Source organism: Paenibacillus sp. NAIST15-1 (assembly GCF_001894745.1).
Lineage (GTDB): Bacteria > Bacillota > Bacilli > Paenibacillales > Paenibacillaceae > Paenibacillus_B > Paenibacillus_B suaedae.
Genome location: NZ_BBYF01000022.1, coordinates 78260 through 89130 on the forward strand (window position 1 = coordinate 78260; position 10871 = coordinate 89130).

Annotated in this window: 12 protein-coding genes and 1 other RNA gene; all 13 read left to right on the forward strand. The window is 47.8% G+C overall.

Annotated elements, in window-relative coordinates; translation table 11 throughout:
- Nucleotides 1–107: 107 nt before the first annotated feature.
- The 13 genes from PBN151_RS27620 (at nucleotide 108) to PBN151_RS27675 (ending at nucleotide 10611) form a co-directional block, all read left to right on the forward strand.
- Nucleotides 108–1361 (forward strand): UDP-N-acetylglucosamine 1-carboxyvinyltransferase, encoded by a 1254-nt coding sequence (locus PBN151_RS27620; protein WP_072731858.1) that lies wholly within the window; start codon nucleotides 108–110, stop codon nucleotides 1359–1361.
- A gap of 473 nt (nucleotides 1362–1834) precedes the next feature.
- A complete protein-coding gene (gene rho, locus PBN151_RS27625) occupies nucleotides 1835–3130 on the forward strand; it encodes a transcription termination factor Rho (RefSeq protein WP_021253431.1) in 1296 nt (431 codons plus the stop codon).
- Between the two features lie 142 nt (nucleotides 3131–3272).
- On the forward strand, nucleotides 3273–3470 hold the full coding sequence (rpmE, locus tag PBN151_RS27630) for a 50S ribosomal protein L31 (RefSeq protein WP_021253430.1): 198 nt from the start codon (nucleotides 3273–3275) through the stop codon (nucleotides 3468–3470).
- A 155-nt stretch (nucleotides 3471–3625) separates the two neighbouring features.
- Complete coding sequence (locus PBN151_RS32150) at nucleotides 3626–4027, forward strand: helix-turn-helix transcriptional regulator (RefSeq protein WP_227775149.1); 402 nt, start codon at nucleotides 3626–3628, stop codon at nucleotides 4025–4027.
- 20 nt (nucleotides 4028–4047) lie between these two features.
- Nucleotides 4048–4623, forward strand: a complete 576-nt coding sequence (locus PBN151_RS32155; protein ID WP_227775152.1) for a hypothetical protein — start codon at nucleotides 4048–4050, stop codon at nucleotides 4621–4623.
- A gap of 12 nt (nucleotides 4624–4635) precedes the next feature.
- Nucleotides 4636–5274 carry a hypothetical protein gene (locus PBN151_RS27640; RefSeq protein WP_072731859.1) on the forward strand — a complete coding sequence of 213 codons (639 nt, stop codon included), beginning with the start codon at nucleotides 4636–4638 and terminating at the stop codon, nucleotides 5272–5274.
- Nucleotides 5275–5317: 43 nt separating this feature from the next.
- Nucleotides 5318–5585: signal recognition particle sRNA large type (ffs, locus tag PBN151_RS27645), an RNA gene on the forward strand.
- 223 nt (nucleotides 5586–5808) lie between these two features.
- A complete protein-coding gene (locus tag PBN151_RS27650; protein WP_090514527.1) occupies nucleotides 5809–6915 on the forward strand; it encodes an ATP-binding protein in 1107 nt (368 codons plus the stop codon).
- 100 nt (nucleotides 6916–7015) lie between these two features.
- Nucleotides 7016–8776 carry a DNA polymerase III subunit gamma/tau gene (gene dnaX / locus PBN151_RS27655; RefSeq protein WP_072731861.1) on the forward strand — a complete coding sequence of 587 codons (1761 nt, stop codon included), beginning with the start codon at nucleotides 7016–7018 and terminating at the stop codon, nucleotides 8774–8776.
- 36 nt (nucleotides 8777–8812) lie between these two features.
- Nucleotides 8813–9124: a YbaB/EbfC family nucleoid-associated protein gene (locus PBN151_RS27660; protein WP_021253425.1), complete on the forward strand. Its 312-nt coding sequence runs from the start codon at nucleotides 8813–8815 to the stop codon at nucleotides 9122–9124.
- A 126-nt stretch (nucleotides 9125–9250) separates the two neighbouring features.
- The gene (recR, locus tag PBN151_RS27665; RefSeq protein ID WP_021253424.1) at nucleotides 9251–9850 is read left to right on the forward strand and encodes a recombination mediator RecR; all 600 of its coding nucleotides are present in this window, start codon (nucleotides 9251–9253) and stop codon (nucleotides 9848–9850) included.
- 222 nt (nucleotides 9851–10072) lie between these two features.
- Nucleotides 10073–10345, forward strand: coding sequence for a DUF2508 domain-containing protein (locus PBN151_RS27670; protein WP_227775154.1), 273 nt, complete (start codon nucleotides 10073–10075; stop codon nucleotides 10343–10345).
- Between the two features lie 8 nt (nucleotides 10346–10353).
- Nucleotides 10354–10611 (forward strand): pro-sigmaK processing inhibitor BofA family protein, encoded by a 258-nt coding sequence (locus PBN151_RS27675; RefSeq protein ID WP_072731875.1) that lies wholly within the window; start codon nucleotides 10354–10356, stop codon nucleotides 10609–10611.
- The last annotated feature ends 260 nt before the right edge of the window (nucleotides 10612–10871 follow it).

A 10871-nucleotide genomic window follows, 5' to 3' on the forward strand; every position in this document is an offset into this window, starting at 1 on the left:
CCTTTTTTGCGATTATTTAGCGTTATGATGAATGAACATGAATCCAATAAAGCATATGGGCGAGCCGAACCTGTGATAGGTGCGGCGTGGGGGGAACTTAGCTTGTGATGGAAAAGTTAATGATTTGCGGTGGGCGGCCGCTGCGTGGCACTGTGCAGATCAGCGGTGCGAAGAACAGTGCAGTCGCACTCATTCCTGCGGCGATTTTAGCAGAGAGTGAAGTAGTGCTCGATAACTTGCCGGCATTAAGTGATGTTGCAACCTATACGGAGATTATTACCGAACTCGGTGGAGAGGCAAGCTGGGAAGGTTCTGCCTTGCGAATTGATCCATCTAGCATGATTTCGATGCCGATGCATAACGGACCTGTGAAGAAATTGCGTGCCTCTTATTATTTAATGGGCGCCTTGCTCGGCCGCTTTGGCGAAGCGACAATAGGCATGCCTGGAGGATGCAACTTTGAACCCCGTCCGATAGATCAGCATATTAAAGGATTCGAAGCATTGGGTGCTACGGTAACCAATGAACATGGAGCGATCCATATTTCGGCGCGTGAATTGCGCGGCGCCAAAATCTACCTCGATGTGGTTAGTGTAGGAGCAACCATTAATATTATGCTTGCGGCTTCCCGAGCCAAAGGCATCACCATTATCGAAAATGCGGCCAAAGAGCCTGAAATTATAGATGTGGCGACCCTGCTCAATGCAATGGGTGCCAAAATCAAGGGTGCTGGTACAGAATCGATTCGTATTGAAGGTGTAGAAGGGCTGCATGGCTGCCGTCATTCTATCATTCCGGATCGCATTCAAGCAGGAACCTATATGATCGCTGCTGCTGCAACGCGCGGCGATATTCTCATCGACAATATTATCCCTAAGCACTTGGAAGCACTTACGGCGAAGCTGGAGGAAATGGGTGTGCAAGTCGTAGAAGGGGACGAATCCCTTCGCGTGCTTGGTCAGCCTGACTACGAGTCTATCGATGTAAAGGCGCTTGTATATCCAGGATTCGCAACCGATCTTCAATCACCGATGATAAGCTTGCTCACGCAAGCAACTGGTGTAAGTATGCTGTCCGATCTCGTATATAGCAATCGATTTAAGAATGTGCCTGAGCTGCTTCGCATGGGAGCTAAAATCCGTGTAGAAGGTCGCTCTGCTGTCATTGAAGGAACCAAGTTGCATGCCGCGAAAGTGAAAGCAGCGGATTTGCGTGCGGGAGCATCGCTTGTCATTGCAGGACTAACAGTAGCGGATGGCATTACTGAAATCTCCGGCGTAGAGTATATTGACCGTGGCTATGACAACCTAGTCACAAATTTGCGAAATTTAGGCGCTGATGTATGGCGTCAGACGGAATAATTCGACGGTAATAGGGTAAAAATAGGATAATGATCATTTCGCGATCGTCAGTTAAGGTGTGGTGATGCTCCTCATGATGCGCCCTGCTCATGTGGCTGTGCGGAATTTCATCTAGTATTCGTCGTTTGTGTATTGGACTGTGTCCGAAAGAGAGTGGAAGTGGAGCATTCTCTTTCGGATACAGAAGAAAATGCAACTTTTTGGCAGGATTGAACGTACGAAGAGTATTTCCCTTTCTATTCCTTGGAGAGGCTGCAGCGTTTAGCACCATCACTTCCATAAGTGCTTCGCTTCAACGGCTATCTTTTACCCAGACCGAATGGTTCCCATCTGTTATCTGTCCACCATCTCATTGTATCAACCAGCCTTCATATCTCATGTTGACACGCCGCTGCGTTTATACGTAACGATTTCACAATGGACTTATCCTTCTGACATCATTTGTATTTATCAACAGAATAGGAGTTGTATTCATGGATTTACAAATTTCCGATTTGGAAACGAAGAAGCTGACCGAGCTATATAAACTAGCAAAACAATTTCAGATTCCTGGCTATGGTCAAATGAAGAAAAAAGAATTAATATTTGCTATCTTGCGCGCGCAGGCGGAACAAGGCGGCTTCATGTTTATGGAGGGGGTATTGGACATCCTTCCAGAGGGCTTCGGCTTCTTGCGTCCTATTAACTATTTGCCTAGCTCGGAAGATATTTATATCTCTCAATCTCAGATTCGCAGATTTGATTTGCGTACTGGTGATCTTGTATCGGGAAAATGCCGTCCGCCAAAAGAGAACGAACGCTATTTCGGATTGCTTCAGATTAACGCCGTCAATGGTGAAAATCCGGATGAAGCCGCTCAACGCTTGCACTTCCCGGCCCTGACACCGCTATATCCAGAGAAGAAACTTGTGCTTGAGATGGCTTCCAACAAAGTGTCCACACGCATTATGGACATGCTCGCACCTGTTGGTCTTGGACAACGCGGACTTATCGTCGCTCCTCCTAAGGCTGGTAAGACATTGCTACTGAAGGAGATTGCAAATAGCATCTCGACCAACCATCCTGAGATTGAGCTGTTCGTTTTGCTTATTGATGAGCGTCCGGAAGAAGTAACGGATATGCAGCGTTCTGTAAAAGGTGAGGTTGTAGCATCCACATTTGATGAAGTGCCTGAGAACCACATCAAGGTAACAGAACTTGTTCTGGAGCGTGCACTGCGTCTCGTGGAACATAAGAAGGATGTTGTTATCCTGCTTGACAGTATTACGCGCTTGGCGCGGGCATACAACCTCGTGGTTCCGCCGTCTGGCCGCACGTTGTCTGGTGGTATTGATCCAGCTTCCTTCCATCGTCCAAAGCGCTTCTTCGGTTCTGCCCGCAACATTGAAGAGGGTGGAAGCTTGACGATCTTGGCAACGGCACTCGTTGAGACAGGATCACGTATGGATGACATCATTTATGAAGAATTTAAAGGTACGGGTAATATGGAGCTTCATCTGGATCGTAAGCTGGCTGAACGCCGTATCTTCCCGGCTATCGATATTCGTCGCTCGGGTACGCGTCGCGAGGAAATGCTGTTGTCGAAGGAAGAGCTTGATAAGCTGTGGGCAATTCGCAAGAACATGAACGAGTCTCCGGAATTCGTGGATCAATTCTTGAAGAAGATGCGTGATTCGAAGACGAACGAAGAGTTCCTTGCAGCACTTGATACGAGCGGAACACCAACCCCGCCTCCGCGCAGAACACGCAGCAGCTCTGTGAGCTCCTAAGCGCTCGTTCGCTGTTATGGCGGACAAGAATATGGTTATAACATGAGATTGCGAACTAGATGCAAACATGCTATAATCCATTCATGTGTTTTTATATACTCTGGGCACGCAAAGGGCTCAGGGCGGAAAGAGGTGAATTCGAGTGAAAGAAGCAATTCAACCGAAATACTTCATTACGACTGTAACTTGCGCATGCGGCAACTCTTTCGAAACAGGTTCCGTTAAAGAGAACTTGAAGGTAGAGGTTTGCTCCGCTTGCCATCCATTCTTCACAGGTAAGCAGAAGTTCTTGGATGCTGGTGGTCGTGTGGATCGATTCAAAAAGAAATACGGTATCTAATACGTCTGTTTACGATATGGACTCCCTTGCTGGCAACAGCCAAGGGAGTTCATTTTTTTTGTATATTTTTATCCTTCCTGACTTGATGTTTGCTGTCCGGAACTCGATTTCGCACAAAATGTCAAAACAAAGGGGAGTAAATACGGTACGATTGAATGGAACGGGAATTTCCGAGGCATGTGCTGGCATTGCCTCAAGATGACTGGGGAGGGCTGGCTATGTGGCTGGAGCACGAGAAATGGATCAGAGAAGCAATAGCCTACATAGAACTGCATATTACAGAGGATGTGGATGCAGCAGACATAGCTGAACATTGCACGGTCTCCCGTTTTCACTTTAATCGTGTGTTTCAGCGGCATGTGGGGGTCAGTGCAGCGACATTGTTACGGGAGCGCAGATTGGCAAGGGCTGCGGTGGAGCTGTTGTCAACGGACAAGCGCATACTGGACATCGCATTAGAATATCAATTTTCTGGGCAAGACAGCTTCACTCGTGCTTTTAAGCAACGGTATGGCATGACACCGCATGTATACCGCCAAGGTTTCCGATGCTTTTAACGCCAGAGGGGGATCATCGAATGGATGAGAACAATCAATCTGAGAATACCGGATATGGGATGATGCAGTCTGCTCCACAGGGATGGATCATAACAGGTGTGTATCCGCACCAATATAGCGTTACTCTTGATCACGTTCATGTATATCGCGGGAGGTCGTCAGGTACGATTCAAGGAAAAGTGGATGCGGATCCACGAGGATTTGGCACGTTGATGCAAATGTTCAAGGCTGAGAATTATGTGGGACAGCGCCTTCGCTTATCAGCGTTTCTGAAGACGGACGACGTGCAGGGATGGGCAGGCATGTGGATGCGGATTGACGGGAAGGATGAAGTGCCTATTAACTTCGACAACATGGACAATCGTCCGATTAGCGGCACGACCGAATGGAGGCCCTATGAAGTTGTACTTGATATTGCACCTTATGCGGAGGCGATTGCCTTTGGCGTGCTATTAAGCGGCCCGGGCCAAGTCTGGGTGGATGGATTTCGCTTGGATATTGTTGATGAATCTGTACCTACTACGGGTGGACCAGCGGTAAATGATACAATGCCCAAAGAACCGGTGAATTTGGACTTTGAATTGGGGCCACAGTAGAAGGAGCGGAGCGTGAACGGCGTGATCGAAAGGTTGTTTGAGCTTAGTTTGGGATTTATATGGCACATCATCAAGGGTGGGCTGCCCTTGTCCATCGTCGGAAGCACGCTTTTCTTGGGGGTTCTATTTGTTGCGGCAGGAGAGTGGAGTGAACGGCGCAAGCATGCGCGATCGGAACAATTTGGGCATCGTTTGCAAAGAGGAACGGGTACGTTGTTCAAAGACGCATTCATTGTGATGGTTGCTACTTTCTTCGTTGTTGGGGTTGAATACGGTATTTTTCGCTTGGCTGCAAGGGCCCTTCCTGCTTGGGGGTGGCCAGTTCTGCCGGATGGTAATGTTGTACTAGCATGGCTCAGTCTCGCTGTCACAAGTTTCGCATTAGTAGGGGTTATCATTTTGGAGCTCATCTGGGCGGCTAAGACTGTGTCCCTTGCTTCATTCTGGGTCATTTATGTACTGGTATATGCGGTGTTATCAGCTTGTGCACTGCAATGGCTGTATCCGGTATCAGGTGCTACGCCGTGGATTTATTTAGGATCTGGACTTATGAGTTCATTGCTTTGTGTGCTGTTGAAGTATTTGCAACAAATGGAAGAAGATGCGGATGGCAGTAAGGAAGAAGCAGATGCCATATCTGTTAACAAATGACGTCAGTTGCACTTTTGCAGCAAATCGTCTATACTAAGTTATGCCGTGCTAGACGGGGAGGTAGCGGTGCCCTGTAACTCGCAATCCGCTGTAGCGAGGTTGAATTCCTGTTAGAGGTTTTGTCGATGTGGGGTTTGGCGTTTACACTCGGTGTTGACGGCTGGGTCCTCCGCAATGGGTGCCTATGAACTTGGTCAGGTCCGGAAGGAAGCAGCCATAAGTAGGAGAGCTCATGTGCCGGAGGGAAGCCTGGCCTGAGTCGTAGTGTAGAAGTGCCGCTCGGATCGCAATTATCAATAACAGGTGCACGGTTCATATAGTGCATACGAGGACACCGGGATAACCGGTGTTTTTTTGTTTCAACTAATATGAATACATGTTCATATTATATATACAGCAGGAAAAAGATTGCCTGATGGCGAAGTTTAGAGTGAACAGCAAGTGAGCGGATATCTCATTTTCGTTTCTGCAAAAAGAGGTGAGTGTATGATCGATTCAAGCATGCCGTTACACGGCGCTCTGTCGCAGAATTCTATGTCTGATTCCTGCAATGAAGGAGCAAATGTACAGGCGGCGGATACGGAACTAACGCTGCTGCAGCAATTTGCCGGTGCTTTTATTCAGGATGTGAATTTAGGGATCATGCTGCTGAATAATCAGTTCACATTGGTAGACATCAGTGATATGGCGTGCATAGTGATGGGATGGGAGAGAGAGAAGGCGCTCGGGAGACGGGTCAATGAGCTGTTTGGTGACATGCCTACAGAGCATCATCTCGTACAACGTTCTCTGCTTGAAGGTGTGAGTGTGCGGAATCATGCTGTCTCTTGGTGCAATGGTGTGGATCGATATGAGCTTCTTATGGATTCGAATGTCATGCGTGATGAACAGCAGCAGATCGTAGGTGCTTATGTGCTATTCAAGGATGTGTCAAATTTGCGCTCGTTGGAGGAGCAGGTACAGCGAAGCGACCGTCTGGCGATGATTGGACAGATTGCCGCAGGAACAGCTCATGAAATTCGTAATCCCTTGACCTCTATTAAGGGGTTTCTGCAAATGTTCAAGAAGACGCTGCGTGACAAGGGGATGGCGAAGGAAGTCCATTACACCGAGATCATGCTGACCGAAATCAACCGAATCAATGAGTTGGTTGGGGAGTTTCTACTCTTAAGCAAGCCGAAGCATGTCACGATTGAGCGTGTGAATGTATATCAGGTGATGAATGATATTTTGCCGATTATTCGGAGTGAAGCAGTGCTGCACGGTGTACATGTTCGATACGAGGCGGGAGAGACTGTGCCGAACGTGGTTGCCGATCGCGAGCTGCTGAAGCAAGTGTTCATCAACATCGCCAAAAATGGTATTGAGGCGATGGTGGAGGGTGGCACACTTACGGTAAGTGTGAAGCGGGATAGTGTGGAGCAACGTGTGTTGATTGATATCCATGATACGGGGCCGGGAATTCCTGCGTTCCTCGTCGATAAGATATTCGATCCCTTCTTCACCACGAAGCAGAATGGGACAGGGCTTGGATTATCGGTATGCCAACGGATTATCCATGATTTGGGCGGTACGATACGCGTTTCATCCAAGGGGTTTGGCACGACATTCACGCTCGCTGTCCCTTATCAGGGCTCATAGAGCAGTGACGGACGCCCCTCTTTTCCAAAGAGAGGGAATGGCTGTTTTTTTAGAGGTTATGATATAGTATAATAAGTAAAAACGTTTTCGAGGTTGCATCATGGCTCATATCGCATTGTATCGCGCATGGAGACCACAGTCATTTCAAGACATGGTCGGACAACAGCATATTATTCAAACGCTGCAAAATTCGCTGCGGGAGCAGCGTTTTTCGCATGCATATTTGTTCAGCGGTCCAAGAGGAACCGGGAAGACAAGTGCGGCGAAAATACTGGCGAAGGCTGTCAACTGCGAACAAGGGCCAGGCCCGGAGCCTTGCAACGCTTGTGAAGCGTGTCGACGCATAACTGCTGGCGCGGTGATGGATGTAGTGGAAATCGATGCTGCATCGAATCGCGGCGTAGAGGAAATTCGCGATCTTCGCGAAAAGGTGAAGTATGCGCCAACGGAAGTTCGCTACAAAGTGTACATCATTGACGAAGTACACATGTTGACGACAGAAGCTTTTAACGCCTTGTTGAAGACGTTAGAAGAGCCGCCAGCGCATGTGATGTTCATCTTGGCGACAACGGAGCCGCATCGACTTCCGGCCACGATTATTTCGCGTTGCCAGCGATTTGACTTTCGTCGAGTTTCACTTGCTGAGCAAGTACAGCGCTTGGCTCAGGTGTGCGAAGAAGAGAGCATCCAGGCAGATCATGACAGTTTGACTTATATTGCGAAGCTGTCTGATGGCGGGATGCGTGATGCGATCAGCTTGCTGGATCAAGCTGCCTCCTTTACTGATGGAGCCATTACCTATCAACAGGTATTGGATATTACAGGAGGTATGCCCGAAGAGAGGTTTGCGGAGCTTGCCCGAGCAGTACAGGCGGGTGATGTAGGTTCTGTTCTTTCGGTGGTTGAGCAGTTGATGCAGGAAGGCAAGAGTGCGGATAAGTGCATGGAAAGCCTGTTGTACTTTTTCCGAGATCTGCTTATGATGAAGATGGTGCCGAGCGGGGATGCGCTAACGGACCGGTTGACTCGCGTAGAGTCTTTCCGTGAAATGGCGGAGGGATTCACAGAGAGTCGTCTATTTCATATCATTGATACGCTGAATCGATACCAGACGGATATGAAGTATGCTGTGCAGCCGCAGACTTTATTCGAAGTCGCGCTGCTTCAATTGGCAGCTTCAGGACAGCGTCCGATGAATCATTATACGGACACTGGGGATTCCGCTCAGGGAGAGGTTCGGCAGGATGGAATGGAACATTCATCCTCCCTGCAACATTTGCGTCAACAAATTACGTCTTTAGAGGCGAAGGTTGAACAGCTGGTGAAGTCAGGTGGAAGTCGTCAGGAACAGGTGGCGCATGAACGCACGCCTGCAGCAACACGCCCATCTGGACGCGTATCCAAGTTCTCTAAGCAGCCGCCACAGTTCGAGCGGTATCTTGCGAATCATAACAGCGCTGAATTCAATCGTATTCGGGGCACTTGGGGACAAGTGCTGCAGCGAGTGAAGGAAGCGGGTGTTACCATCCATGCTTGGCTGGTTAATGGTGAACCTGTATCCTGTCTGGAGGACCGAATTCTTATTGGTTTCAAAAATTCGATTCACCGAGATACGACGGAGAAGCCTGCCAACAAGCAGGTGATCGAGCAAGTGCTATCCGACACCTTCGGCAAGCCATACCAGATGGACACGATGATGCTCAAGGACTGGGAAGCCGCAGCGGCCCGGACCGAAGACAAGGAAGAGCAAGAGTTCCAACTGGAGCCAGAGGGCCAAGAAGGCCGCAATAATTCTCAAGAACCATGGATTGACGAGGCTATCCAGCTATTTGGAGAAGATCTCGTTGTCATAAAAGAGTAACTTTTATCAAATGGAGAAAAAAGGAGATTCACGGCGATGAACAATATGAACCAAATGATGAAGCAAGTTAAAAAAATGCAAGAGCAAATGTTGAAAGCTCAAGAAGAATTGGCTGAAAAGAAAGCAACTGGTACATCTGGCGGCGGAGCTGTTACTGTAGAGGTTAACGGCCACAAAAAACTACTTAGCATCTCCATCAAACCAGAAGTAGTGGATGCAGAAGATATCGAAATGCTTCAAGACCTTGTTATTACTGCAGTTAACGATGCGTTGACTAAAGCAGAAGACATGGCAAATGACGACATGTCCAAATTCACAGGCGGAATGAAAATTCCTGGCTTGTTCTAATCTAGACGCACGAATGTGAGGCATATACCGATTCCGGTATATGCCGTTTCTACCATTTAGGGGACATTTTTTGATGTGAGACGATGTTGAGTTCGTTGATTAAGCTATCGTAAAGGAGAGCCCGTATTGTATTATCCAGAACCGATCGCCAAGTTGATCGAGGCATTTACACATTTGCCCGGTATTGGGCCGAAGACAGCGGCTCGTCTTGCGTTCCATGTACTCCGCATGCAGGAAGATGACGTTATTGATTTTGCAAAGGCGCTCGTTAATGTGAAGCGGAACCTGCACTACTGCTCTGTGTGCTGCAATATTACAGATATTGATCCTTGCCGTATCTGCTCGGATAAGACACGTGACGCCTCAGTAATGTGTGTTGTTCAGGAAACGAAGGATTTGGTTGCGATGGAGCGAACGAAAGAGTTCATGGGGTATTACCATGTGCTACAGGGCGCGATATCACCAATGGAGGGAGTAGGCCCAGAGGATATACGTCTTGCTGAGCTGCTTAAGCGTTTGAGTGATGAGCGGGTCAAAGAATTGATTTTGGCTACGAATCCAAATATTGAAGGGGAAGCAACAGCGATGTATATTTCGCGGCTTGTGAAGCCGTTCGGCATTCGTGTAACGAGAATTGCTCATGGACTTCCTGTGGGTGGTGACCTCGAATACGCCGATGAGGTGACCTTGTCTAAGGCGTTAGAAGGCCGGAGGGATGTTCTGTAATGGTGGATCTCCATCGTGAGCAGGCCTGAAATGTTGTTTCTTCATGATTTGATATAGAAGCTCTCGAATATCGAGGGCTTTTTTTGTTATCTATAAGAGGAATGATTGATATTCCTGTTCATTAAAGTGCTGTCTCGCATGGTCGAAGCAGCTCATAAAGAGGTTCTAGTCTTGTCCCGACGTTCATATTCATGACTAAAGTGAATGTGGGGAGGGGAACTCATGTGGAAACGTATGAAGAACTGGTTCATGCGAAATAAGGACAAGCGTGAGTATGGGTTAATGTTGTCTGAGCAGCAGCTTCTTATGAGGGATATCCGTAATGCGGTTGCGGAGTGGAGAATGGCTTGTGTGCGATTTGAGCATGCACTAGGTACAGATGAGGTGGATTATGCGATCTCGACGCTTGAGGCAGCTGAGAAGCGGATTGCCATGCTGATGAAGAGAGCCAAGCGTGCAGGGATGCATGCATTGCGGTTAGGGGAGGTATTATAGTGACGAAGATGCTGTTGATTGGTCTGCTCCTTGTGTCCATAGCTGGATTGTTCATTGTGCTATTTCGTCAGCGGCTGGCTTGGCGTGGTATCATAACCTTTCTTCTTCATGGAGTTAGCGCATTTGCGCTGTTGTACATCGTGAATTCGACGGGGTGGATAGCGGGAATCCATGTACCTATCAACCCTGCCACATTAACAGGAGTGGGGCTTCTGGGTATCCCGGGACTCGCGCTTGTCATTTCCCTTAAAATGGTAGGTATTTAGTGGTTGACGCACCCCTTATCTTTATGATAAATTAATCAATGTCGCTTCGGACATGAGTTAACAAACTTAAAACAAAAACAGTCTCGAAAAGAGATTGAAAAAAAGTTTTAAAAAAGTGTTGACAAGAAATGAACGAAATGATAAGATATAAAAGTCGCCGCTGACAAAGCGGTGAGAAAAAGAAAGTAACTAAGAAATTGGTTACTGACTGAGATTGTTCTTTGAAAACTGAACAACGAGCAACGTTTGTGAATGAGGTA

Coding starts and splice junctions, on each gene's coding strand:
- PBN151_RS27660 (WP_021253425.1), top strand. CDS start 8,813: ATGAACAATATGAACCAAATGATGAAGCAAGTTAAAAAAATGCAAGAG.
- dnaX (WP_072731861.1), top strand. CDS start 7,016: ATGGCTCATATCGCATTGTATCGCGCATGGAGACCACAGTCATTTCAA.
- PBN151_RS27650 (WP_090514527.1), top strand. CDS start 5,809: ATGTCTGATTCCTGCAATGAAGGAGCAAATGTACAGGCGGCGGATACG.
- rho (WP_021253431.1), top strand. CDS start 1,835: ATGGATTTACAAATTTCCGATTTGGAAACGAAGAAGCTGACCGAGCTA.
- PBN151_RS32155 (WP_227775152.1), top strand. CDS start 4,048: ATGGATGAGAACAATCAATCTGAGAATACCGGATATGGGATGATGCAG.
- PBN151_RS27675 (WP_072731875.1), top strand. CDS start 10,354: ATGCTGTTGATTGGTCTGCTCCTTGTGTCCATAGCTGGATTGTTCATT.
- PBN151_RS27670 (WP_227775154.1), top strand. CDS start 10,073: ATGTGGAAACGTATGAAGAACTGGTTCATGCGAAATAAGGACAAGCGT.
- PBN151_RS32150 (WP_227775149.1), top strand. CDS start 3,626: ATGGAACGGGAATTTCCGAGGCATGTGCTGGCATTGCCTCAAGATGAC.
- PBN151_RS27620 (WP_072731858.1), top strand. CDS start 108: ATGGAAAAGTTAATGATTTGCGGTGGGCGGCCGCTGCGTGGCACTGTG.